22 protein-coding genes are annotated in these 23728 nt (G+C 54.1%); 6 read left to right on the top strand and 16 right to left on the bottom strand.

Features of this window, described 5'->3' with window-relative positions; all coding sequences use genetic code 11:
* Positions 1-10 precede the first annotated feature (10 nt).
* The 6 genes from UC15_RS17165 to UC15_RS17140 form a co-directional block, all read right to left on the bottom strand.
* Entirely contained in the window at positions 11-817 is an 807-nt protein-coding gene (locus tag UC15_RS17165) for an ABC transporter permease (protein WP_112289587.1), read from the bottom strand.
* Entirely contained in the window at positions 807-1739 is a 933-nt protein-coding gene (locus tag UC15_RS17160; protein WP_112289736.1) for an ABC transporter permease, read from the bottom strand. The genes UC15_RS17165 and UC15_RS17160 overlap by 11 nt, the downstream gene beginning before the upstream one ends.
* Before the next feature lie 15 nt (positions 1740-1754).
* A complete protein-coding gene (locus UC15_RS17155; protein ID WP_112289585.1) occupies positions 1755-2777 on the bottom strand; it encodes an ABC transporter ATP-binding protein in 1023 nt (340 codons plus the stop codon).
* A 168-nt stretch (positions 2778-2945) separates the two neighbouring features.
* Positions 2946-4103: a putative ABC transporter substrate-binding protein YdcS gene (ydcS, locus tag UC15_RS17150; protein WP_112289583.1), complete on the bottom strand. Its 1158-nt coding sequence runs from the start codon at positions 4101-4103 to the stop codon at positions 2946-2948.
* Positions 4104-4138: 35 nt separating this feature from the next.
* Complete coding sequence (locus tag UC15_RS17145; protein WP_112289582.1) at positions 4139-5602, bottom strand: gamma-aminobutyraldehyde dehydrogenase; 1464 nt, start codon at positions 5600-5602, stop codon at positions 4139-4141.
* A 149-nt stretch (positions 5603-5751) separates the two neighbouring features.
* Positions 5752-6660, bottom strand: coding sequence for a LysR substrate-binding domain-containing protein (locus UC15_RS17140; RefSeq protein ID WP_112289580.1), 909 nt, complete (start codon positions 6658-6660; stop codon positions 5752-5754).
* A 205-nt stretch (positions 6661-6865) separates the two neighbouring features.
* On the opposite strand from UC15_RS17140, the gene UC15_RS17135 reads away from it, so the two are divergent.
* Positions 6866-7099, top strand: a complete 234-nt coding sequence (locus tag UC15_RS17135; RefSeq protein WP_112289578.1) for a type II toxin-antitoxin system Phd/YefM family antitoxin — start codon at positions 6866-6868, stop codon at positions 7097-7099.
* A gap of 37 nt (positions 7100-7136) precedes the next feature.
* The gene (locus tag UC15_RS17130; protein ID WP_112289577.1) at positions 7137-7484 is read left to right on the top strand and encodes a type II toxin-antitoxin system RelE/ParE family toxin; all 348 of its coding nucleotides are present in this window, start codon (positions 7137-7139) and stop codon (positions 7482-7484) included.
* Between the two features lie 58 nt (positions 7485-7542).
* Here UC15_RS17130 and UC15_RS17125 read toward each other — a convergent pair whose 3' ends face one another.
* A complete protein-coding gene (locus UC15_RS17125) occupies positions 7543-7974 on the bottom strand; it encodes an OsmC family protein (protein WP_112289575.1) in 432 nt (143 codons plus the stop codon).
* Between the two features lie 131 nt (positions 7975-8105).
* Here UC15_RS17125 and UC15_RS17120 point away from each other — a divergent pair, with 131 nt between their 5' ends.
* Positions 8106-8285, top strand: coding sequence for a DUF2158 domain-containing protein (locus tag UC15_RS17120; protein ID WP_112289574.1), 180 nt, complete (start codon positions 8106-8108; stop codon positions 8283-8285).
* Between the two features lie 215 nt (positions 8286-8500).
* The gene (locus UC15_RS17115) at positions 8501-8863 is read left to right on the top strand and encodes a hypothetical protein (RefSeq protein WP_112289572.1); all 363 of its coding nucleotides are present in this window, start codon (positions 8501-8503) and stop codon (positions 8861-8863) included.
* 71 nt (positions 8864-8934) lie between these two features.
* On the opposite strand, the gene metQ is transcribed toward UC15_RS17115, so the two are convergent.
* From metQ to UC15_RS17065, 9 genes are all read right to left on the bottom strand, one after another.
* Entirely contained in the window at positions 8935-9747 is an 813-nt protein-coding gene (gene metQ, locus UC15_RS17110; protein ID WP_112289571.1) for a methionine ABC transporter substrate-binding lipoprotein MetQ, read from the bottom strand.
* Between the two features lie 201 nt (positions 9748-9948).
* Positions 9949-11160 carry an MFS transporter gene (locus UC15_RS17105; RefSeq protein ID WP_112289569.1) on the bottom strand — a complete coding sequence of 404 codons (1212 nt, stop codon included), beginning with the start codon at positions 11158-11160 and terminating at the stop codon, positions 9949-9951.
* Positions 11161-11625: 465 nt separating this feature from the next.
* The gene (locus tag UC15_RS17095) at positions 11626-13425 is read right to left on the bottom strand and encodes an ABC transporter ATP-binding protein (RefSeq protein ID WP_112289568.1); all 1800 of its coding nucleotides are present in this window, start codon (positions 13423-13425) and stop codon (positions 11626-11628) included.
* 2 nt (positions 13426-13427) lie between these two features.
* On the bottom strand, positions 13428-14345 hold the full coding sequence (locus UC15_RS17090) for an ABC transporter permease (RefSeq protein ID WP_112289566.1): 918 nt from the start codon (positions 14343-14345) through the stop codon (positions 13428-13430).
* Positions 14345-15319, bottom strand: coding sequence for an ABC transporter permease (locus UC15_RS17085; RefSeq protein ID WP_112289564.1), 975 nt, complete (start codon positions 15317-15319; stop codon positions 14345-14347). Before UC15_RS17085 ends, UC15_RS17090 begins: the two co-directional genes overlap by 1 nt.
* Positions 15316-16278: a nucleoside hydrolase gene (locus UC15_RS17080; RefSeq protein WP_112289563.1), complete on the bottom strand. Its 963-nt coding sequence runs from the start codon at positions 16276-16278 to the stop codon at positions 15316-15318. The genes UC15_RS17085 and UC15_RS17080 overlap by 4 nt, the downstream gene beginning before the upstream one ends.
* A gap of 3 nt (positions 16279-16281) precedes the next feature.
* A complete protein-coding gene (locus UC15_RS17075) occupies positions 16282-17232 on the bottom strand; it encodes a nucleoside hydrolase (RefSeq protein ID WP_112289561.1) in 951 nt (316 codons plus the stop codon).
* Positions 17229-18113: a dihydrodipicolinate synthase family protein gene (locus UC15_RS17070; protein ID WP_112289560.1), complete on the bottom strand. Its 885-nt coding sequence runs from the start codon at positions 18111-18113 to the stop codon at positions 17229-17231. The genes UC15_RS17075 and UC15_RS17070 overlap by 4 nt, the downstream gene beginning before the upstream one ends.
* 90 nt (positions 18114-18203) lie before the next feature.
* Positions 18204-19769, bottom strand: coding sequence for an ABC transporter substrate-binding protein (locus tag UC15_RS17065; protein WP_112289558.1), 1566 nt, complete (start codon positions 19767-19769; stop codon positions 18204-18206).
* Positions 19770-19910: 141 nt separating this feature from the next.
* Between UC15_RS17065 and UC15_RS17060 the strand changes: the two genes are divergently transcribed.
* A complete protein-coding gene (locus tag UC15_RS17060; RefSeq protein WP_112289557.1) occupies positions 19911-20798 on the top strand; it encodes a LysR family transcriptional regulator in 888 nt (295 codons plus the stop codon).
* A gap of 379 nt (positions 20799-21177) precedes the next feature.
* Positions 21178-23658: a membrane-bound PQQ-dependent dehydrogenase, glucose/quinate/shikimate family gene (locus UC15_RS17055; protein WP_112289555.1), complete on the top strand. Its 2481-nt coding sequence runs from the start codon at positions 21178-21180 to the stop codon at positions 23656-23658.
* The last annotated feature ends 70 nt before the right edge of the window (positions 23659-23728 follow it).

Here is a 23728-nt window from a genome sequence, read left to right as displayed (position 1 = left end):
TTTTTCCTTATTATTTGCCGTCACCGGCCACATCAGACCCGTTTCTTGTCAGATACCATGCGCCCAAAATCGGGATCATGGTCAGTACCATCAGGCACAGCGCCACCACGTTGGTGACCGGCACTTCGCGCGGACGTCCCAGCTGATTGAGCAGCCAGATAGGCAGCGTGCGCTCGTGTCCGGCGGTGAAGGTAGTGACGATGATTTCATCGAAAGACAGCGCAAACGCCAGCATTCCGCCCGCCAGCAGCGCGGTGCTCAGGTTGGGTAAAATGATGTAGCGGAAGGTCTGCCAGCCGTCGGCGCCTAAATCCATCGATGCCTCGATCAGGCTGTGGGTGATGCGACGGAAACGTGCGATGACGTTGTTATAAACAATCACCATGCAGAAAGTGGCATGACCGATAACGATGGTCAGCATTCCCGGTTCGATTTGTGCGGCGTGAAACGCGTTGAGCAGCGCCAGCCCGGTGATGATCCCCGGCAAGGCAATCGGCAGCATGAACAGCAAGGTGATACTGTTTTTGCCGTAGAAATTGCGCCGGTACAGCGCCGCTGCCGCCAGCGTGCCCAGCACCATCGCAATCACCGTGGCGTAACAGGCGATTTGCACCGAGAGCCAGACGGCGTCGAGAATGTCATGTCTCCCCGCCGCGACCGCGAACCAGTGCAGCGTGAAGCCTTTTGGCGGAAAACTGAACGCCGCGTCTTCAGTGTTAAAGGCGTAGACCGCGATGATCAGCAGCGGGAAATGCAGGAAAACCAGCCCGCCCCATGCGGACAGTTTGAGTAACCAGGGTGCGCGTTTAGAGTGCATCGAAAGCTCCCAGTCGTTTAACCATCGACAGATAAACAGCAATCAGCACAATCGGCACCAGCGTGAACGCCGCCGCCATCGGCATATTGCCAATCGACCCCTGCTGGGAATACACCATATTGCCGATGTAATACCCCGGCGGCCCCACCAGTTGCGGGATGATGTAATCGCCCAGCGTCAGGGAGAAGGTGAAAATCGACCCCGCGGCGATACCCGGCACCGCCAGCGGGAAGATGACATAGCGCAACGTCTGCCAGGGTTTTGCGCCCAGATCTTCGGATGCCTGGATCAGGGACGGCGGCAGACGTTCAAGCGCCGCCTGGATCGGCAAAATCATAAACGGCAGCCAGATGTAAACGAACACCCAGAAGCGCCCGATCCCCGACGTTGACAACGTATTGCCGCCGATACCCGGCAGACTCAGCAACGCGGTCAGCAGCGGTTCCAGCCCGAGATGTTCCAGGAACCATTGCAGCACGCCGCCTTTGGAAAGCAGCAGCGTCCACGCATAGGCTTTGACGATGTAACTCGCCCACATCGGCAACATGATCGCGACATAGAAGAAGGCTTTTTTCTTGCCCGTAATGTAGCGCGCCATGTAATAAGCAATCGGAAACGCCAGCACCGCGCTGAAAAACGACACCAGCAGCGCCATGCTCACCGTGCGGATAATGATGTCGGCGTTCACCGGATCAAACAGCGCGCGCAGATTCGCGGTGGTCAGCGTAGAGGACACTGTCATGGTGAAATCGTCGAAGGTATACAAACCCTGCCACAGCAGCGTAAACAACGAACCTAAATAGATGGCACCGAACCACAACAGCGGCGGAACCAGCAGCAGCGCCAGATAAAATCCGGGGCGATGATGCAGGAAAGTGATCAGCGCCCGGCCACGCCGCGCCCGCTTCTCGTAAGGAGTCATACTGATATCCATCGTTTAACCCTCAAGCAGCGCCACCATGGCGTCCCGGTTCCAGCACGCCACCACCGGTTGCCCGGTCTGGAAGTGGGTTTGCAGGCTGGCCGCCAGATTATTCGGTTCACTGACAAACAGCCGCTCACCGCCATCCAGCGCCAGTTCGTAGCGCGTCGCCGCCCCCTGAAAATGGATATCTTTCAGGATGGCGCTGACCTGCACGATATTGCTGTCGGCTTGCGGTTGTGGCGTCAGGCGGATATGTTCCGGACGAATCGAACGGCTGCCGGCAAGGCCGGTGAGCCTGAGGGAGAGATCAGAATTAAGCACATTGGCGGTACCGACAAACTGCGCGACAAACGCCGTGCGCGGATTGAGATACAGCTCGCGCGGTGAATCCACCTGCTCGATGCGCCCGTTGTTAAACACCGCCACGCGGTCCGACATCGACAGCGCTTCACTCTGATCATGCGTGACGAAAATGAAGGTAATGCCCAGTTCGCGTTGCAGTTTTTTCAGCTCGCCCTGCATCTGCTCTCGCAGTTTGAGATCGAGCGCGCCGAGCGGTTCATCGAGCAGCAGAACGCTGGGCTGATTGACCAGCGCACGCGCCAGAGCCACGCGCTGACGCTGACCGCCGGACAAAAACGCCGGTTTGCGCGCCGCAGTAAAACCGAGCGCCACCCGTTCCAGCGCTTCCATCGCGCGAATATTGCGTTCTTTTTTGCCCACGCCTTTCACCATAAGGCCATACGCAACGTTCTCCAGCACGGTCATGTGCGGAAACAGCGCGTAATCCTGAAAGACGGTATTCACATCCCGCTCATACGGCGCGAGTTTTGTGGCCTCTTTGCCATGAATACGGATGGAACCGGATGACAGCGTTTCAAACCCGGCAATCAGGCGCAGGCAGGTGGTCTTACCCGAACCCGAAGGCCCAAGCATGGAAAAGAATTCGCCGTCCTGAATATCGATCGACACATTATCGACGGCTTTGGTTTCCCCGAATATTCGGGAAACATTGATAAATTGTACGGCGGGCATAGTTAGCTCCCGGTTTCATTTTTGAAAAAACCAATTCCACTGGAATACGCAAAATCATTTGTGTTGTATCAAGGCGGCAACTGAGTGAATCCCCGGGAGCTTACTGAAGTAAGTGACCGGGGTTCGCGAACGCAGCCAACGCAGAGACAGCGCAAAGGATGCCGCGTATTAACGGCCGCCCATGATGGCGATATAGTCTTGAGTCCATTTACTGTATGGCACGAACTTGCCGCCTTCGGACTGTGGCGTTTTCCAGAATGAAATCGCCGCGAATTTATCGAAGCCGTTGGTCTGACAGCCTTCCGCACCTAACAGCGGACTGGCTTTACAACCCGCCGGAACCGCAGGCACGGAACCAAACCAGGCGGCGACGTCGCCCTGCACTTTCGGCTCTAGCGACCAGTTCATCCACTGATAGGCACAGTTCGGATGTTCGGAATCCGCCGCCAGCATGGTGGTATCCGCCCAGCCGGTAACGCCTTCTTTCGGAAACACGGTGGCAATCGGTTGCTTCTCGCCTTTCAGTGAGTTGGCCTGATACGGCCATGAGGAACTGGCGACCACACCTTCGTTTTTGAAATCGCTCATCTGCACGGAGGCGTCGTGCCAGTAACGGTGGATCAGCGGATGCTGGGCACGCAGCAGTTTCAGCACGGCCTGATACTGGGTTTCATTGAGCTGATACGGATCTTCAATTTTGAGATCTGGCTGGGTACTTTTCAGGTACAGCGCGGCATCGGCAATGGCGATCGGACCGTCATAGGCCTGAACGCGCCCCTGATTCGGTTTGCCATCTGGCAGGTTTTGCGGGACAAAAATCACCGCCCAACTGTCCGGCGGTGTCGGGAATGTTTTAGTGTTATACATCAGCAGGTTCGGCCCCCACTGGTATGGTGTGCCGTAGACTTTGCCGCCTACGTTAAACCATGCGCCTTTGGTCAGGCGCGGATCGACGTTTTTCCAGTTAGGGATCAGCGAAGGGTTGATCGGCTGCACGCGTTTACCGTAAATCAGACGCAGCGATGCGTCGCCGGACGCCGTCACCAGGTCATAGCCGCCCTTCGCCATCAGGCTGACCATTTCGTCGGACGTCGCCGCGGTTTTCACATTCACTTTGCAGCTGGTTTGTTTTTCGAACTGCGTCACCCAGTCATAGTTTTTGTCACTTTCGCCGCGCTCGATATACCCCGGCCACGCAACAATATTTAACTGGCCTTCGCCTTTGCCAATACTGGTGGGTGCGTCGGCAGCCAGCGCGCTATTTAAGAAACTCAGCAGGCCCAAACAAATAGCAGATAAAGCGTAAACACCTTTGTTCTTATTCATCGCTTACTCCTGTCCTGTCGTCGTAAATGTTGTTTTTAGAATTGAGGTTTGAACTTCGCCATGATGTGTCTGACTACGCTGTAGTCCTGTAAGGAATAACTGGAAAGATCGTTGCCGTAGCCGGAGCGTTTCAGTCCGCCGTGCGGCATTTCACTGACCAGGGAAAAGTGGGTGTTAATCCACGTGGTGCCATATTGCAGATGGGAGGAAATCTGCATGGCGAGGTCGATATTTTGTGTCCAGACTGAGGAAGCCAGTCCGTATTCAGATTCGTTGGCCCAGCTGACGACCTGCTCAAGCGAGTCAAAACGCGTCACGCTGACCACCGGCCCGAACACTTCGCGCTGGACGATTTCATCACTTTGCAGACAACCCGCCAGCAGCGTCGGCTGGTAATAAAAACCGGAACCGGAATGGGATGCCGCGCCGGTAATCCGCTCGATATGCGGCTGACTCAGCGCCCGCTCGACAAAGCTGGATACGCGGTCACGCTGTCTGGCACTGATCAGCGGTCCCATAAAGTTTTCGCTGTCGTTCTTTTTGGCGAACGGCAACTGAGCAATGGCGTCGCCCAGTTTTTCCACCAGACGTTCGTAGATCCCGGCCTGCGCATAAACGCGGCAGGCTGAGGTGCAATCCTGTCCGGCGTTGTAATAGCCCCAGGTGCTGACGGCGTGGACCACATCGTCAATATCCGCGTCATTACACACAATTACCGGCGCTTTACCGCCCAGCTCAAGATGAGTGCGTTTTACGGTTTTAACTGCGGCCTGCAAAATCCGTTGTCCGGTGACGATATCGCCGGTCAGGGAAATCAAACGAACGTGAGAATGGCTGACCAGTGCGTTGCCGACGCTTTCTCCGCTGCCGGTGATCACGTTGAGCACGCCCGGCGGCAGGATGTCCTGCAAAGCAGGCAGTAAGGCAAGAATGGTCAGGGGAGTATGTTCAGAAGGCTTGAAAACGACGGTGTTTCCGGCGGCCAGCGCCGGTGCGATTTTCCACGCTGACATCATCAGCGGATAATTCCACGGGGCGATAGAAGCGACAACGCCAAGCGGGTCACGGCGCACCATGGAGGTATGACCGGGCAGGTATTCTCCGGCCAATTGCCCCTGCTGACACCGGACAGCACCGGCGAAAAAACGGAAGACATCCACGGCGGCTGGCAGATCGTCATTCAGCGCCTGATGCAGCGGTTTGCCGCAGTTTAAGGCTTCAAGACGCGCCAGCTGCGGAGCCTGCTTTTCGATAGCATCGGCAATGCGCAAAAGGAGAGTGGCGCGTTCGGCGGGTGTGGTGCGTGACCAGCGGGTAAATGCCTGACTGGCGGCATTAACGGCCATATCGACCTGCGCCAGAGACGTTTCCGCCACTTCTGCAATGATGTCGCCGGTGGCGGGATTAAAAATACTCTGCGTTGCGCCCTCGCCATGCAGAAGGTCGCCGTTGATCGCGTGTTTATCAGAGAAACTGGCAACAAATTCTGCATCCGACATCGTACTGCCCCTCAGAGAAGTCAGTCATAGGGAATTAACAAAAATGTTATTAGCTAGTAACAAAACTGCTAATTCACATTAGGTAATTTCTCTGAGGGCAACAAATAGCAATTACTGAAGGCTGCGTTCGGAAAAAACGAATGCTCCGGTTAAGACGGTTTTCTCTTGGCGCTGTTTTCACGAGCGATCGTCAGAAACGGCGTCACCAGTTCAGGCCGCGCACTGCCGCGACGCCATGCCAGTCCGATGTCCAGCGGTTCGATGGAATCCTCAAGCTTGCTGGCTTCGATCATATTCCCTTCCAGTGACCAGGCGCGGTAAGCCATGTCCGGCTGTACTGATACGCCCAACCCGGCAGCCACCAGACTGCGCACCGCCTCGGTTGACGCGGTTTTCATCGCAATATTGGGCTTGAGTCCGGCCCGCGCCCACAGCCGCTGCGCGTGTTTTTCCATCTCATCCACGTTGAGCTGGATCAGCGGTTCATTGGCAATATCCGCCAGAGAAATACTTTCCCGCTCCAGCAGCGGATGCAACGGCGGCAGCCACAGACGGTACGAAGAATGGGTCAGAACCTCGGTTTGCAGCGCGTCACGATCTTCCAGATTTGAGAGGATCAGCACACCGATGTCGATCTCGCCGCTGACCAGCAGATGCTCGATATACTGGCGTTCATCCTCGACCACTTTGACATCGACATTCGGGTAATAGGCGTTGAATTGTTTGAGTAAATCCACCAGAAAGTATCCGGCCACCAGGCTGGTTACTCCCAGCGTCAGCTGACCGGTGACATTTTCGGTCCCCATTTGCAGGCTGCGTTTGGCGTTATCGACGGTGGCCAGAATAAGATATGACTGGCGTAAAAACTGATGCCCCTGATGGGTCAGCGTCATCCCTTTGGCATGGCGGTCAAAGAGACGCGCCTCGGTTTCCGTCTCAAGTTGCTGAATCGCCTGTGTCAGCGAGGACTGTGAAACAAAAGAGGCCTGTGCGGCAGCGGATATCGATCCGGTTTCTGCAACGGCAATAAAATGGCGGATCTGGCGCAGTGTCAGCATAACGGCTCTCTCATCGCATTAAAAAACCGAATCCTGTGCGGTAGCATTCGGTTTTAGGGAATGATCAAGTAATGGCAGAGAGGGGATTTTTGTCAAACCGGGGACAGGCGTTTTGCGAGGCGTACCGGAGAATGGGAAACTTACTTTGCAAGCAGTCTTTAAAAGAACTATATTTAGACCGTAAAACTTGGCGGAGAAATTAAACATGCAAATACAGACTATCAGCTTCGTAAAGAAGCATGCTGCTGTACTTGATTTATCACAACCGATACTGGTCACTCAGAATGGTGAACCGGCTTACGTGATTGAATCCTTTGAAGACAGACAAAAAAGGGATGAAACCATTGCTTTACTCAAGCTGCTTACACTGGCAGAAAATGATAAAGCAGAAAGCCGGACATTCACGAGAGAACAGTTGTTAGCAGATCTTGCCAGATGAATCTCTCATCTGATCTGCTGATTATTGGGATCAATTTATGTCTGCGACGAAAAGTAAAATCACGATTGAGTACCTGCAAACTGTAAAGTTGTCTATTGATGAAATTGCGTCGTTCCAGACCTCACAGGGAAACGATGCGCTAAAAATCATCAACGCAGTGTTGGATGAGTTTGAAGCAAAAGTGAAAGTTTTTCCTTTGTCCTGCCCGGTTGCACCCGATCTCGCCGCGCTGGGTATCATCAAATTTCGCGAATGTAATACATTGAATGGTTACCGCATCATTTATACCTATGATGAATCGGCAAACCTTATCTACGTGTACGTGCTTCTTTCGCAGCGGCAAAATGTTCAGGAACTGTTGTTTAAAAAGTTGATCATGGGCTAACAACAGAAAAGCCACGCAAACTTCGCGTGGCTTTCAGATTCAAAACTTCATTCTTTCATCAATTTTCAAGCTGATACGTCAGCGTGATTTCCGCGTTCAGTACCTTAGAAACCGGGCAACCGGCTTTGGCTTTTTTGATGATTTCGTCGAATTTGTCTTTATCGATACCCGGCAATTTCACTTTGCTGTCGAGCGCGATTTTAGTGATCGCAAAGCCGCCATCCACTTTATCCAGTGAAACATCTGCGACAGTATCAATGCTTTCTGGCGTGTGCCCTGCTTCGCCGAGCATGAGCGAAAGTGCCATCGAGAAGCAGGCAGAATGCGCTGCTGCTATTAATTCTTCCGGATTGGTGCCGGGTTTTCCTTCAAAACGGGTGTTGAAACCATAAGGCTGGTCCTTCAGCGCGCCGCTCTCAGAAGAGATGTGACCTTTACCGTGTTTAATGTCACCTTCCCAATGCGCCTGCCCTTTCTTATGAATGGTCATGTTTTCCTCCTGTTTGTATTACATTACTTTTAAGTATAGCTTCAGATCCGTGTTTCGCGAGGATGGCGCGGCTATGCGGCCTGCGGACACGTTTTCCATCATTACAACATCATTGAAAACAGAGGAAAAATATGTTTAAACCCCAAGATATCGTTCAGTCCAAAACCGGCGGCCCGAAACTGGTCGTGCAGCGTGTTGAAGGCGACACCCTGTGGTGTACGCGTCAGGACGACTTCGGCGCAACGGAAATTGAAGTGAAAGCGGATACCGTGAGCCTGTATAACGAAGAAGGCGATTTCGGCGTTTGCTGATCCCGTTTTGCTTCCTGCCTTTGGCTGCCACTGGCGGCCTTTTTGACTGCCTGTGAATGGCTGAAACTCAGACTGGAATAGTCCTTCCTCGGGGATGGCCGGAATCATGCGTATGAATGTATTGATTAGCCATAATCATAATTTCCAATTATGTAAGATTCTGAATATAGTAGTCGGAAATTACTGAGAATTATCGGATGAAGGAACCGGCCATAATGAATAAGCATTTTGCGTGGATGTCTGTCGTTGTCGCTGCCGCATTTTTAAGCGGATGTGCGCAACAACAAACAGTTAAAAACGCCGAGCAGGATCAGTCTGCACTTAACTCCCGTTGCTACACTGAGTTCAAAGCACTTCAGACGCTGGATAAAAATGCTTTCAATGTCTACAAGCAGCAATTTAATCAGCTCAATGAGGCGTATGCCGTTTATAAAACTAATGCTTCGCTGATCAACAAAGACTCTAAAGAAATGTTTGCTCTCGAATTAAAAGACAAGCAAACCCTTATCTGTGCCCGTGTTAAAAGCGCCGTGTTCAATAACATGAATCAGCGTTCTCAGATGCTCAACGATATCTAAAAGATTCCAACATTGAATCCTGAGATTACACAATCTCAGGATTCAATGATTCCCGCCTTACCAGATAGCCATTACCAGCCTTTCACCGCATCGCCGTGATAAATAGCATCTGCCGCTTTGACAGTGGCGTCAGTCTGATAGGCTTCCACCAGTTCTTTCACCGCCTGACTGTCTTTGTTATCTTCACGCGCCACAATGATATTCACGTAAGGTGAATCTTTATCCTCCACAAAGAGCCCGTTTTTACCCGGCGTAAGTCCGACCTGGCCTGAATAGGTGGTATTGATGATTGCCAGCTCGATTTTGTCATCGTCAATAGCGCGGGTCAGCTGAGGCGCTTCGATCTCAACAATCTTCAGATGTTTTGGATTCTCGATAATATCCAGCGACGTCGGCAGTAAACCTGTGCCCTCTTTCAGTTTGATCAACCCGACTTTTTGCAGCAGTAACAATGAGCGGCCAAGGTTCGTCGGATCGTTAGGCACAGCCACCTGCGCGTTATCACTCAACTGGTCGATGGATTTAATTTTGCGCGAGTAACCGGCAATCGGATAAACGAACGTTTTACCCACTTCCACCAGCTTATAGCCACGCTCTTTGATTTGTTTATCCAGATAAGGGCGATGCTGGAAGGAGTTAACGTCGATATCGCCGCTGCTTAGCGCGGAATTAGGCAATACGAAATCGGTGAATGTCACCACTTCGACATCCAGATTGTATTTGTCTTTGGCCGTTTTTTTGATGGTTTCCCACATCTGCTGATCGATACCGGCACTGATCCCGACCTTGATGTGATTCTCATTAGATTTTTGATCACAGGCAGTCAGCGCCATAACGCCCGCCAGAGATAAAGCCAGAACAGATAATTTTAATATTGTGCGCATAAGGTTTACTCTTTCCGTGAATAAATTTTCAAGTTGAAACAGACTGTTAAGCCGACAGTGTTTCAAATCGCTTCCCGCGCGGCAAATACGAAAAAGAAATAACCTAATGCAAACCCGCCAGAAATAAACAAAGCCCGCAATATACGGGCTTTGAAAGGGCAGAAATTTCAAATGTGGAAAGATTTCCTGATCGTTATCCGATCATTCTGAAGCACCGTGCAACGTCACGGGCTGCGGACGGGAGAGGAAAATCGTGATCCCCGCCAGCAATGTCAGTACACCGCCAAGCAGGAAGGCGCTGCTCACGCCTGAATTGTCTGCGAGGATCCCGCCAAACAATGCGCCAAGCGCCAGCGAGGTCTGAAAAACACACACCAGCAGCGCCGAACCGGTTTCGAAAAGCGCAGGCGACGCCTGATACGTCCAGATATTCAGGCACACCGGCAGCGCGCCAAACGCTAATCCCCACAAGATGACCAGCGCACAGGCCAGCGCTAACGGCACCTGGAACAGCGACAACACCAGCACAGAAACACTCAGCAGCAGCATATTGAGCATAAACGCTCTCTTTACACCGAACTCGCGAACACTGATTTCAGTCGTCAGCGTACCCACCAGCCCGGCAACACCATAGCCCATCAGCAACAACGAGATATCACTGGCGGAAAGATGCAGATTGAAACGCAGCCAGGGTTCGAGGTAGGTATAGGCCGCAAAATGACCGCCCGCCATGAAGATGCCGATGATAAGCGCGTAACGGATCCCCGCGACTTTAGTGACGCCCAGCATCGCGCGCAGGCCGATAGATTGCTGCGCGGGCAACGACGGCAGCGCCAGCCATTGCAGTACGAAGAAGACCAGCGCCAGCACGGCATTGAGGGTAAATGCCATGCGCCAGCCAAACAGATCGCCGATAAACGCGCCCGCCGGTACGCCCGCAACCGTGCCGACTGCCACGCCTGCGGTGATCAGCGAAATAGCGCGTGCGCCCTGCTCTTCGGACACCAGCCGCCGCCCGGAGGGAATAGCAAACGACCAGAAGCCCCCCACGCCGACGCCCAGAATAATGCGTCCGATCAGCAAAATGTTGAATGAGTCCGCCATCACGGCAATACCGTTAGCCACAATGACCGTCGCGGAAAGCAGCAACAGCAGGTTGCGACGGTCCATTTTGCGGGCAAACAGCATGATCAGCGGCGCAGAAATTGCCGCCACTAAACCGGGCAGCATCACCGCCAGCCCGGCATGACCTTCAGTGACACCCAGAGATTGCGCGATCGGCGAAAGTAATCCGATCGGCAGAAATTCGGTATTAACCAGCGCGAATGTGCCGCAGGCCAGTGAGAATACCGCCAGCCAGCGGCGGAAAGCAGAGGTTTCTGGCCGGGTGTCCAGCGATGAGCACTCAGTCATTTATTATCCTTATCCCCTTCATTCTTCGAATTGCAGATGCGTTGGCTGCACTTGCTCACCCGAATCACTTACTTTAGTAAGCTCATCGGGATTCACTCGCTTGCCGCCTTCCTGCAATTCGAATTATTTCGGGTATGTTGTTTTGTTATTAGAACGTAATAAACGTGATCACTATCACAGGGTCAAGGCATTTTCATAATGACTGTTAGGGTATTTCTTATCCGCCATGCAGATAAGCCAGTCCCCGCCTGCGATGCGGGCTGCAGAGGCGTGCGGAGTCTCAAACGAAAAAGGCACATACAGATAACGCCGATCAGAAAATTCCTCCACATATAAGTATGTTGTAACTAATCAGGTTAGCACCGTAGAAATGAGTTGCTCAATCTGCTACCGGTGATAACGGGAGGGTTTTCTGACGAAAGTTCTGACCGAACAGAGGGTTAAAACCAGAACATGCGGTTGAATCTATAGCTGCACAAAATGCCCGTCACTGACTTCACGATAATGACGCACCGGCGGCTCATAGGTGGCCGGACGCAGCGGGCTGGCGAGTTCTTCCGGCACCACAGTGCGTTTACGGTGAACATCCGGATCAGGTACCGGCACAGCGGCCAGCAGTTTACGGGTATACGCGTGCTGCGGATTATCGAAGACGTCGGCACGCGAACCGATTTCCACAATTTCGCCCAGATACATGACCGCCACACGGTGGCTGATGCGCTCAACGACGGCCATATCGTGCGAGATAAACAGATACGCAAGGCCAAGTTCCTGCTGAAGATCGAGCATCAGATTGATCACCTGCGCTTTGACCGACACATCCAGCGCTGACACGGCCTCATCGGCGATGATCATTTTCGGTTCCAGCGCCAGCGCACGGGCAATGCAGATGCGCTGCCGCTGTCCGCCAGAAAACTGATGCGGGAATCGCGTCGCCATAGTGCTTTGCAATCCCACCTGTTCCAGCAGTTGCGCCACGCGGCGCTTCGCGCTTTGTGCATCATGCAGCCCGAGGCTTATCATCGGTTCGGCAATCGCCTGGCCGATACGCATTCTCGGGTTCAGGCTTTCGTACGGATCCTGAAAAATCATCTGCGCCTGGGTGCGGATATCCGCCAGCCGTGCGCTGTCCGCCCGGCGGATATCCTGTCCGGCAATCAGCACGTCACCGGAGGTGGCTTCGGTGAGGCGTAAAATCGTGCGTCCGGTGGTGGATTTCCCGCAGCCGGATTCGCCGACCAGTGAAAGCGTTTCGCCCTGTTGCAGGCAGAATGACAGGTCTTCCACCGCATGTACCCGGGCAAAAACCCGGCGCAGCAGGCCGGATTTCACATCAAAACGCGTCACCAGATTTTTGACCTCCAGTACCGGCTGACCGGTGCGCAGCGTATCGACAGACTCCGCCACCGGCTGCGGTTCGCCGGTTTGCATGTCAGTGAGAGGGAAGCGTTTCGGCAACGTTATTCCCTTCATCGCGCCCAGTCGCGGCACCGCAGAAAGTAATGCGCGCGTGTAAGGATGTTTGGGCAGATGAAAGATTTCCCGCGTGGTCGCCTGTTCCACGGCCTCGCCACGGTGCATGACCAGCGTGCGATCTGCCACTTCCGCCACCACGCCCATATCGTGCGTGATGAACAGAACCGACATGCCCTCTTCTTCCTGCAACGATTTAATCAGCGCCAGAATTTGCGCCTGAATAGTGACATCCAGCGCGGTCGTGGGTTCATCTGCAATCAGCAAACGCGGGTTACAGGCCAGCGCGATGGCGATCACCACGCGCTGACGCATACCGCCGGAAAAGCTCAGCGGATATTCATTCAGCCGCGAGGTAGCGGCCGGAATACGCACTTTTTCCAGCAGGCGCACGGCCTCGGCGCGGGCGGTTTTATCGTCCATGCCGCGATGCCGTTTCAACACTTCGGTAATTTGCACGCCGATTTTCAGCACCGGATTCAGGCTGGTCATCGGCTCCTGAAAAATCATGCCGATACGGTTACCGCGAATGCTTTGCATCTGCGCACGGTTCAGGCTCAATAAATCCTGGCCGTCAAACCGGATGCTGCCGGAATAACGGGTCTGTTTTTCATCCAGCAAACGCATGACGGACATCGCCGTAACGCTTTTACCTGAACCAGATTCACCCACCAGCGCCAGCGTTTCTTTCGGGCCAATCGAGAAGGAAAGATCCCGCACCACATTCAGCCATTCGCCGTCCACGGAAAACGCGGTATTCAGCTTATCGACCTGTAAAACCGGGTTATGCATCATCAATCCTTATTCCGCGGGTTGAGGATGTCGCGCAGGGCGTCACCGACTAAGTTGATGGCGACGATCAGCACCAGCAGCGTGACGCCGGGGAAGAAGCTTATCCAGTAATCACCGGACATCAGGTAATCAAAGCCGTTGGCGATCAGCAGGCCGAGCGACGGTTCGGTGACCGGCAGACCGATGCCGAGAAACGACAACGTGGCTTCAAGCATGATGGCGTAAGCAATGCGCATGGTCGCCACCACAATCAGCGGCGGCAGGCAGTTGGGCAGAATATGGCGGAACAGAATGCGCGGACTGGAAAGCGCCATGCTGCGCGCAGCGTCCACGTAGCTGCGACGGCGTTCGAGCAGCGCCGAGCCACGAATGGTGCGTGCGTAATACGCCCATTGCGTGACCACCAGCGCCAGAATGATTTTATCGACGCCCTGCCCGAGCACCGCCAGTAAAATCAGCGCAATCAGTATCGGCGGAAAGCTCAGCTGGATATCGACAATGCGCATGATCAGCGCGTCCGTTTTACCACCAACATAAGCGCTGACTAGACCTAAAGCCGCACCGAGGGTCAGCGCAATCACCGCGCTGGAAACGCCGACCAGCAGGCTGGTACGCGTGCCGTACAAAATAGCACTGAGTAAATCGCGCCCCTGATCGTCAGTGCCGAGCCAGTAAATCATCCCGCTCAGGCTGGCGGTGCCCGGTTTCAGGCGGCCATTCATGATATCGAGCTGCGCTAAATCATACGGATTTTGCGGCGAAATCCACGGTGCCAGCAAGGAGAGCACAATGGCGATGCCTAAAATAATCAGCCCGCACAGAGAGAATTTATTGCGCAGCAGCGCACGCGCAGTGTTGTAAAACGCCGAATGCGGTTTGCCCTGAACGGTGCTGCGCGAGTGAACGGAATCAGACGCCATCAGTTCTCGCCTCCCAGCCGGACACGCGGATCCACCAGCACATAAAGCACATCCACCAGCAGGTTAATCAGGCTGAACATCACCACAGTTATCATCAGATAGGCCAGGATCACCGGACGATCCAGCACGGCGATAGAATCAATGATCAGCTTGCCCATGCCCGGCCAGGCGTAAATGGTTTCGGTAACCACGGCGAAAGCAATCAGCGAACCCAGTTCAAGGCCGATGACGGTAATCAGCGGGATCAGGGTATTTTTCAGGACGTGAACCAGCACGATGCGGCTTTCAGATAAGCCCTTGGCGCGGGCAAAACGGATGAAATCCTGTTGCAGGCACTCAAGCACACCGGCTCGCGTCAGGCGGATAATCAGCGAGATTTTGAACAGCGCCAGATTGAAGGCGGGCAGGATAAGATGCGCGAGGCCATCGGCGGTAAACAGGCTGAGCGGAACGCCGAAAACGTCCACCGTCGCGCCGCGTCCGGAGGCCGGAAGCACGCCGAGTTTCACGCTGAACAGCATGATCATCATCAGGCCAATCCAGAACGTCGGCAGGCTGAAGCCTAAGATTGAAACGGTCATGATCGACTTCGATAACCAGCCATCAGGGCGCAAACCGGCATACACGCCGAGTGGAATGCCAATCACCAGCGCCAGAATAAAGGCTACCAGCGCCAGCTCGAGCGTGGCGGGCATACGCTGAAAAATCAGGTGCAGCGCGGGCTGATTGTAGATAAAGGAGTTGCCCATATCGCCGTGCAAGGCGTTGACCACGAACAGGCCATATTGCTCCCACACCGGTTTATCGAGGCCAAATGACTGGATCACATTCAGGCGTTCGGCGGGCGTCGCGGTGGTGCTGAGCAGTAAATCCACCGGATTACCGACCAGATACACACCGCCGAAAACCAGCAACGACATCACCAGCAGCGTCAGTAATGTTTGTCCGAAGCGCCCCAGCAGATAACGGCTCATGCCTGTGCGTCGCCATCACGGCTGCCGTATCGCGAGAAAACGCGGCGCATCAGGCTGAAAAAACCGTATTCATCCACTTTTTGCATGACCGTGGCGTTAGGCGGCGTCGACAGTTTGTTCCAGAAATCCGCATAAGTATAACCAGCTGTTTTACCCGAGATTTCTACCCCCACGCGGGCAGGCTGGCCTTCAAACAGACCGGGTTGCAAAAGCCATGCGACGACGGTGGCGTCATGTACCGGCCCGCCTTCCCGGCCAAACCGGTTGAGGTCACTGCGGTCAAACGCATTGAGTAAAGCAGCAACAGATTCGCCCGGTAACCCGCCGTCCTGTTTTAACGCCTCGATATCATCTTTGCTGATCAGCGCCTGGAAGGTCATGTCCAGAGGCATGATGACGAGCGGAACGCCGCTGTTAAACACTTTTTCGGCGGCGTGAGGATCGGCATACACGTTGAATTCCGCCCACGGCACACGATGCCCGAGCGCAGTAAACGCGCAACTCATTGTGACGATGTGCTTAATGCCGCGCGCGACGTCCGGATGCATCCCCAGCGCCAGCGCGATATTGGTCATCGGACCGATGACGCACACCGTGATCGGGCTGTTATCTTGCGCGGCCTGTCGTAAGGTCCGCACCAGAAAATCAACGGCGTGTTCAGCCTGCGGTTGCAGTTCCGTGTCAGGCACCAGTTCATCTTTAAATGCGCCGATGTGCGCATATTTGCCATAAACCTGTTCGCGCACCAGCGGACCGGGTGCGCCGGCAAAAACCGGTATGTGCGTATTGCCGGACAACGCAACAATCTTGCAGGCGTTGCGCACGCTGTTTTTCAGCGCCACATTGCCCGCGACCACGGTCACGCCAAGCACATTAAGTTCCGGCGACGCCAGTGCAAGCCAGATGGCGATGGCGTCATCTACGCCGGGATCGGTGTCAATAATGATGCGCTGGCTCATAGATTATTTCCCGGCATAACGTGAAAGCAGCTCGTAAAACAGCGCAAAAACTTTGTTCGTTTCTACACGTGTGACGATCTCAACGTTGGGCGTCATTCCCGACTTTCCATACCAGTCGGCGACGGTTTGACCCATACACAGTTCGCTGTCGTGCTCGACAAATACCCGCGCTTTTTCGGTGCCGAACAGTTCCGGTGCCAGCACGTAAGCAATCACTAGCGGATCGTGCAATGGCCCGCCGCGTGAACCGTAACGGCGCACGTCGTTGCGGTCCCAGAACGCCATTAACTCACCCAGTTGCGCTGAAATCCGTCCTGAGACTTTAATGAATTTCGCCACATGTTCCGGCGTCAGGATCACCTGATGCGTTGCGTCGAGCGGCAACGCGGTAATATTAAGACCTGATGAAAACACAATATGCGCAGCATGCGGATCGGCCAGCATATTGAATTCTGACGTCATGGTGCGGTTACCGGCTTCGCGGTATGCGCCGCCCATTATCACGACGCGACCGATACCGGCGGCGATGTCAGGTTTCATGCGCAGCGCCGTCGCCATATTGGTCAGCGGCCCGAGTACGCACAGTGTCAGCGGTTGCTGGCTGGCAATCGCCTGGTCGCAGCTATTAATCAGAAAGTTAACGGCATGAAGGGATTCAGCGGATTTTTGCGGCGCGGGAAAGGCAGTATTGCCAAGGCCGTTTTCGCCGTGAAACTGGCCGTGGATCGGCGCACGCAGCATCGGCTGATGACATCCGGCAAACACCGGAATATCCAGCCGGTATCCCAGCTCAGTGATTTGCAGCGCGTTGCGGGTGGTATTCGCCAGCGGCTGATTGCCGCACACCGTGCAGATACCGAGAATAGTCAGCTGCGGAGCAACGAACGCGCTGAGCAGCGCAATGGCATCATCAATGCCCGGATCGCAATCAATGATAACCGGAATGGTTTTCACAGCGCCCCCACGGAACGTAAAACCTCAGCGATTTCCTGACGTGCCGCCTCGTTTAACGGCACCTGCGGCAGCAGCGGATCGCCAACCGCAAAGCCCTGCAATTGCAGCGCAGCTTTGATACAACCGGCAATCGAATATTTGGCAAAGATTTCGTTGATGCGCCAAAGCGGACGCTGCAACTCCATCGCTTTCTTCCAGTCGCCTTGTTTCGCAGCCTCATAGAGTGCCAGACTTTGCTTTGGCACAATACATGCCGGACCGGCCATCCAGCCCACGCCGCCAATCAGCATCACACACGCCGGAATATGCGCCGATGCGGCAAATACCTGCATCCGTCCCTGCGTGCGTTCGATGATCGACAGTAAGCGGCCGGTATTGGTCGAGGCGTCTTTAATATAGTTGATGTTTTCTACGTGGCTCAGTCGCTCGATCACCGGCAGGCTGAGATCAGAACGCTGAAACTGCGGATTGGTGTACAGCACGACCGGCAGTTTTCCTGCGGCAGTCGCGATGGCACGGAAATAATCCTCGACGCCCTGTTCGGGCACCGGGAAATACGCTTCAAGTATCGCCAGAATACCGTCGACACCCAGAGCGGCGTAGCGAGCGGTTTGCGCGACAGCGTCCTGGATGGTGGTGGCTGCAACTCCGGCGATTACCGGAACGCGGCCTCGAGCGGCTTCGACGACGGTTTTCACTATCTCCGTGCGTTGCTCTGCATTGAGATAAGCGAATTCACCTGTACTGCCGAGCGGCGTCAGACCGTGCACGCCGCTGTTAATCAGATGTTCGACCAGCGCTGTTAACACTGGTTTGTCTATCTGGCCGCCATCAGTGACAGGCGAAACCAGATAGGGATACACACCGCTAAAAGAAGTCATAGCTTCTCTCTCTTTTCTTAAACTACTACTTTAGTACAGCCCTGGTGCTGGTGCTGTATTCCCCGCCTGGGTTCGGTCTGCACAATGCGCTTATTGTTTCTCATGCACAAAGTACGGCAACGTATAGCCATCGGAACGGCCAACGTAGGTGTAAGGTGTTTTCATCGCCCAGGTGTATGAAAGGAACAGCAACGGAATAGTGCCTTCGTCTTTCATCGCAATCTCTGTGGCCTGCTGCAACAGCTTTTCACGCTGGCCGTCGTCGAGGGTTTCCCGCGCTTTTGCCAGTGTTTTATCAAATTCAGGGTTTGAGTAGCGTCCGCGGTTGCCCTGTCCGCCATTTGGCCCGAAGGTTTCGAGCAACGGCCCCAGCACGCCGGAGGCTTCACCGGTTTCAATCGCCGCGCCGCCCATGATCAGGCTAAAATCGCGTTTGGACGCACGTGAGAAATACACGCTGCCCGGCATGGTCACAACGTCGGTTTTAATGCCGACACGGCTGAACATCTGGCCAAGCGCCTGGGCGATTTTGGAATCGTTCGGATAACGGTCGTTCGATGCATGGAACGTCAGCGTGAAGCCGTCCGGATAACCGGCCTGCGCCAGCAGTTGTTTGGCTTTCGCCGGATCATAGACCGGCGCGGCAATCGACGGCGTATAACCGAAATAGCCTTTTGGCACCAGCTGCGACGCTGGAACGCCCTGCCCGTCCATAATGCGGTCCACAATCGCCTGACGGTTTATCGCCAGCGACATCGCCTCACGCACTTCACGTTTTTTCAACGGATTACTGCCATCCGGCCCTTTGGCGAAAGGCGACACATCACGATCCTGATCCGGGTGTAAATACAAAATGCGGTTACCGGCAACGGACTCCAGATGCAGGCTGGTTTGTTTGCCCAGATCCCGTCCGTCCGCGGTCGGCACGCTTTCAATCATATCCACATCACCGGAACGCATCGCGGCGACACGGGCGCTCGGGTTTTTGAACACGCGCAGCGTGACGTTATCCCACTGGGCTTTGCCGCCCCAGTACTGGTCGTTACGCGCCAGCACCACGTTATCGTCCGGCGTCCAGCTGACAAATTTGAACGGGCCGGTACCGATGACGTCTTTCCCTTCATTAAGGGTTTGCGATCCGACCGTTTCAAGACGCGCCGGTAAAATAGCGACACGACTTAAGTTATTGAGTAATAGAGGTGTTGGCGCTTTGGTGACAATTCTCACCGTTAAAGGATTAACTTCGGTGACATCGGCGATGTCATTCACGTACGGCGTATAAGCACTCGGGCTGTTTTTCGACGCCAGCGCCACGCGTTTCACGCTGGCAATCACATCTTTGGCGGTGAAATCGCTGCCGTCGTGGAATTTCACGCCGGGCCGCAGGGCAAATTCCCATGTGGTGTCGTTAATCACTTTCCATGACACCGCGAGCGCAGGCGTGATGTGTTGTTTTTCGTCCTGATTCACCAGACCGTCAAAAATATTACGCGCCATGGCGCTGTTGGCACCACCGACATAAAATTGCGGATCCATTGAAGTGGTTGACGCGGCAAGGCCGATTTTTAGATCAGCAGCCTGTGCAGAGAGGGTATGAAAAACGAAAAGCGTGGCCAGTGCTGAGGAAAGCACTCCTGCCAGAACGGACTTTCTCATGCATTTAACCCTTAATTATTTTAGATTTTCAGGCAATGTGTGTCGGATCGTAAATTGGAGTCTAGGGGGTGGACTTCTGAATTGAAAATTGTATTTTGTGTTACATCCATAAACAAATGTTATGGATCCTGAGGATATATTATGAAAATTAATCCCCGTCAGGTCGAAGCTTTTCACAAAGTGATCCTGACAGGTAGCATTACCGCAGCCGCGAATATGATGAACATTACCCAGCCTGCGGTGAGCCGGCTGATCCGCGACTTTGAATATGCCGTGGATCTGAAGCTTTTTGACCGCGACGGTCGCGGACTGCTCGCGCGTGACGACGCGATCAAGCTGTACCGCGAAGTCGAGCGTTTGTATCTCGGACTTGAACATATTTCACATATCGCCGACGAAATCCGTCATTCCAAAGGCAGCGTATTGCGCATTGGCTCGGTAGCGGCGTTATCGGCGCTGTGCGTCGAGCATATTCTCCCGCCGCTGATTGAGAGTATTGGCGATATCTCGCTGTTTCTGGATATCGAAAGCACGACGCATATCACCGATGTTGTCACCAGCAATCAGTACGACGTTGGGTTCATTTTCGGCAAGCCGGATGTGAAAGGTCTGGAAGCGGAAATGCTGGCACGGGCAAAAGCGGTTGCCGTGATGTCGCCGCGCCATCCGCTGGCGAAACAAGACGTGGTGACTGCGATGGATCTGACGCGCTACCGCCCTATTATTCCCGGACGCAAAACGCCGCTGCGCGAACAGCTTGATCAGGTGATGAGCCGCCTGGACTTATATCTCAACAATCCGATCGAAACCTCACTCAATAACTGTTGTGTGATGGCAGGTAACAACCTGGGCGTCGGCGTGGTCGATTTCATCACCGCCCGCAGCCATAAAAGTGATCTGGTGCTCAAACCCTTTTCACCGGATATTAGCATTGCCTATCTGGCCGTTTTCCCGCCGCAGATCCCGAAAAGTCGTCTGGTGGAACACATCACCAAAGAAATGAAGACCTTAATCGAAGGCTATTTGTAAAACGCCCCGTCAGGTTCGTCGAATCCGTACCAATGAGTCCACAATGTTACATTTCAGTCTCAATGACGAAAAATGAGCGGACAGTTGGTGCTATCGGTTAGATGAAAAACGTATATCCACTTATGTATTAATTAAAATAATGAATAACACACTTTATTTTATTCTTTAAAATCAACGCATAAAATTTCCCTGCATAAATAATAATCTAATCTATAATAATTTACCTAAATTCAAACTCTTCGTTACACATTCACAACCTCGATGAGAAGTATTACTATTTGCGCGAAATTGTTCTATTTGGTTCATTTAATTACGGGTGGTCATTAAGTGTTACCTCTTTTCATCAACAGTTATCTACAACTATGCAGTGAGATAAATCATGCCAACAACAAATAGCAAGTGGACCTGGCTCCTCTGGCTGCTGAGTGCGCTGATGGTCGTCATCGGTCTGACACTTGGTATCGGTGGCGCGTATCTGGCAACATTGGGAGGAAGTATTTACTTCCTGCTGATGGGTCTGGCGCTCATCGTTTCCGCCGTTTTGATTTTTAAAGGTAAGCCTTCAGGTGCCTGGCTGTATGCCGTGGCCTTTGTGCTTTCTATTATCTGGGCTGTCTGGGACGCGGGCTTCACGTTCTGGCCTCTGTTCTCCCGCCTGTTCACTTTCGGCGTGCTGGCATTCCTGGTCGCACTGGCATATCCGCTGCTGAAAGCACGCGCGGGTCTGGTGGCACGTAAAGGGCCAAGCTTCTCGCTGGCGGCTGTGCTGGCTGTTGCCTTGATTGCCGCATTCGGTAACACCTTCGTGCCGACGCCAATCATCAGCGCTGACAATGATCAGGTGCCAGTGAAACCGGTAGATAAAGGTGCAGAGCAGAAGAACTGGGAAAACTGGGGTAACACTACCGCTGGCGACCGTTTTGCTGCATTGGATCAGATCAACAAAACCAACGTGGATAAACTTCAGGTTGCGTGGATTGCCCATACCGGTGATATCCCGCAGAGCAATGGCTCCGGCGCTGAAGACCAGAACACTCCGCTGCAAATCGGCGACAAGCTGTTTGTCTGTACCGCTTACAGCAAAGTGATCGCCCTGAATGTGGATGACGGTAAAAAGCTGTGGTCTTACGACTCCAACTCGACTGCACCTAACTGGCAGCGTTGCCGTGGTCTGGGCTATTACGAAAACAGCAGCGCAGCGCCACAGACTCCCGCGGCCCAGCCCGCTGCAACTCCTGCGGCTGAACCGGCCACGCCAAACGCCGCTTCAGAAGCTGCCGCGCCTGCCACTAACGCACCGCAAACGCCTGCTGCCACCGGCGGCACCGTCAGCGCTACCTGCGAACGTCGTCTGTTCCTGCCAACCATCGATGCGCGTCTGATTGCCATCAACGCTGACACCGGCAAGCCTTGTGCTGATTTTGGTGACAACGGCGTGGTTGACCTGAAAGTCGGTATGGGCGAAGTCAAACCTGGCTACTATCAGCAAACCTCTACCCCGCTGGTCGCGGGTAACGTAGTGGTTGTCGGTGGTCGCGTAGCGGATAACTTCTCTACCGGCGAACCTCCGGGCGTGGTGCGTGCATTCGACGTGCATACCGGCGCACTGGTATGGGCATGGGATCCGGGTAATCCGAACATCACCAAACTGCCACCGGAAGGTCAGACTTACACCCGTGGTACCCCGAATGTCTGGTCAGCCATGTCATACGATCCAAAACTGGGTCTGATTTACATGCCAACCGGTAACGCGACGCCAGACTTCTTCGGCGGCACGCGTACCGAGCTGGATGACAAATACAGTTCTTCAGTCGTTGCAGTCGAGGTGGCAACCGGTAAAGTCCGCTGGACGTTCCAGACCACGCATCACGACCTGTGGGACTTCGACCTGCCGTCTCAGCCGCTGCTGTATGATCTGCCGGACGGCAAAGGTGGCAGCACGCCGGTTCTGGTGCAGACCTCCAAACAAGGCATGATCTTCATGCTGAACCGCGAAACCGGCCAGCCGGTCGCGAAAGTGGAAAACCGTGAAGTACCGCAGGGTAACGTCCCTGGCGAACGCTACTCCAAAACGCAGCCTTTCTCTGTCGGTATGCCAAACATCGGCAACCAGACGCTGAAAGAATCTGATATGTGGGGCGCAACGCCGATGGATCAGTTGCTTTGCCGCATCGAGTTTAAAGGTATGCGTCACCAGGGCGTTTACACGCCTCCGGGTCTGGATCGTTCCCTGCAATTCCCGGGTTCACTGGGCGGCATGAACTGGGGCAGCGTCTCGGTTGACCCGAACAACGCCATCATGTTCGTGAATGATATGCGTCTGGGTCTGGCGAACTACATGGTTCCGCGTGCACAGGTTCCGACCGGCGCGAGCGGCATCGAGATGGGGATGGTGCCGATGGACGGTACGCCTTACGGCGCAGTCCGCGAGCGTTTCCTGTCACCGCTGGGCATTCCTTGCCAGAAACCACCGTTCGGTACTATGTCTGCGGTTAACCTGAAAACCGGTAAAATCGTCTGGCAGGTTCCTGTCGGTACGGTGAAAGACACCGGTCCGCTGGGCATCAAAATGCGCATGCCAATGGAAGTCGGTATGCCAACGCTGGGCGCGAGCCTGTCAACGCAATCCGGCCTGCTGTTCTTCGCCGGTACGCAGGATTTCTATCTGCGCGCGTTCGATACCGCAAACGGTAAAGAGATCTGGAAATCCCGTCTGCCGGTCGGCAGCCAGTCTGGCCCGATGACCTACGTTTCACCGAAAACCGGTAAGCAATACATCATCATCAGCGCCGGTGGCGCACGTCAGTCTGCAGAACGCGGCGACTACGTGATTGCCTACGCACTGCCTGACGAAAAGTAAGATTTAGCAGTCAATGACAAAGCCCGCTGGTGAATACCGGCGGGCTTTTTTGTTGGGGAAGATTTACAGG

The organism is Rahnella sp. AN3-3W3 (assembly GCF_003263545.1).
Lineage (GTDB): Bacteria > Pseudomonadota > Gammaproteobacteria > Enterobacterales > Enterobacteriaceae > Rahnella > Rahnella variigena.
Note: the sequence above shows the minus strand (reverse complement) of the source record. Positions and strands in the feature narration are given on the sequence as shown.

Excerpts from the sequence above, each read along its gene's own strand:
- UC15_RS17090 (WP_112289566.1), bottom strand. The coding sequence starts at position 14,345 with ATGGCGTCTGATTCCGTTCACTCGCGCAGCACCGTTCAGGGCAAACCG.
- UC15_RS17155 (WP_112289585.1), bottom strand. The coding sequence starts at position 2,777 with ATGCCCGCCGTACAATTTATCAATGTTTCCCGAATATTCGGGGAAACC.
- ydcS (WP_112289583.1), bottom strand. The coding sequence starts at position 4,103 with ATGAATAAGAACAAAGGTGTTTACGCTTTATCTGCTATTTGTTTGGGC.
- metQ (WP_112289571.1), bottom strand. The coding sequence starts at position 9,747 with ATGCGCACAATATTAAAATTATCTGTTCTGGCTTTATCTCTGGCGGGC.
- UC15_RS17125 (WP_112289575.1), bottom strand. The coding sequence starts at position 7,974 with ATGACCATTCATAAGAAAGGGCAGGCGCATTGGGAAGGTGACATTAAA.
- UC15_RS17070 (WP_112289560.1), bottom strand. The coding sequence starts at position 18,113 with ATGACTTCTTTTAGCGGTGTGTATCCCTATCTGGTTTCGCCTGTCACT.
- UC15_RS17065 (WP_112289558.1), bottom strand. The coding sequence starts at position 19,769 with ATGAGAAAGTCCGTTCTGGCAGGAGTGCTTTCCTCAGCACTGGCCACG.
- UC15_RS17080 (WP_112289563.1), bottom strand. The coding sequence starts at position 16,278 with ATGAGCCAGCGCATCATTATTGACACCGATCCCGGCGTAGATGACGCC.
- UC15_RS17135 (WP_112289578.1), top strand. The coding sequence starts at position 6,866 with ATGCAAATACAGACTATCAGCTTCGTAAAGAAGCATGCTGCTGTACTT.
- UC15_RS17055 (WP_112289555.1), top strand. The coding sequence starts at position 21,178 with ATGCCAACAACAAATAGCAAGTGGACCTGGCTCCTCTGGCTGCTGAGT.
- UC15_RS17140 (WP_112289580.1), bottom strand. The coding sequence starts at position 6,660 with ATGCTGACACTGCGCCAGATCCGCCATTTTATTGCCGTTGCAGAAACC.
- UC15_RS17095 (WP_112289568.1), bottom strand. The coding sequence starts at position 13,425 with ATGCATAACCCGGTTTTACAGGTCGATAAGCTGAATACCGCGTTTTCC.
- UC15_RS17085 (WP_112289564.1), bottom strand. The coding sequence starts at position 15,319 with ATGAGCCGTTATCTGCTGGGGCGCTTCGGACAAACATTACTGACGCTG.
- UC15_RS17105 (WP_112289569.1), bottom strand. The coding sequence starts at position 11,160 with ATGACTGAGTGCTCATCGCTGGACACCCGGCCAGAAACCTCTGCTTTC.
- UC15_RS17145 (WP_112289582.1), bottom strand. The coding sequence starts at position 5,602 with ATGTCGGATGCAGAATTTGTTGCCAGTTTCTCTGATAAACACGCGATC.
- UC15_RS17115 (WP_112289572.1), top strand. The coding sequence starts at position 8,501 with ATGAATAAGCATTTTGCGTGGATGTCTGTCGTTGTCGCTGCCGCATTT.
- UC15_RS17160 (WP_112289736.1), bottom strand. The coding sequence starts at position 1,739 with ATGACTCCTTACGAGAAGCGGGCGCGGCGTGGCCGGGCGCTGATCACT.
- UC15_RS17165 (WP_112289587.1), bottom strand. The coding sequence starts at position 817 with ATGCACTCTAAACGCGCACCCTGGTTACTCAAACTGTCCGCATGGGGC.
- UC15_RS17130 (WP_112289577.1), top strand. The coding sequence starts at position 7,137 with ATGTCTGCGACGAAAAGTAAAATCACGATTGAGTACCTGCAAACTGTA.
- UC15_RS17120 (WP_112289574.1), top strand. The coding sequence starts at position 8,106 with ATGTTTAAACCCCAAGATATCGTTCAGTCCAAAACCGGCGGCCCGAAA.
- UC15_RS17060 (WP_112289557.1), top strand. The coding sequence starts at position 19,911 with ATGAAAATTAATCCCCGTCAGGTCGAAGCTTTTCACAAAGTGATCCTG.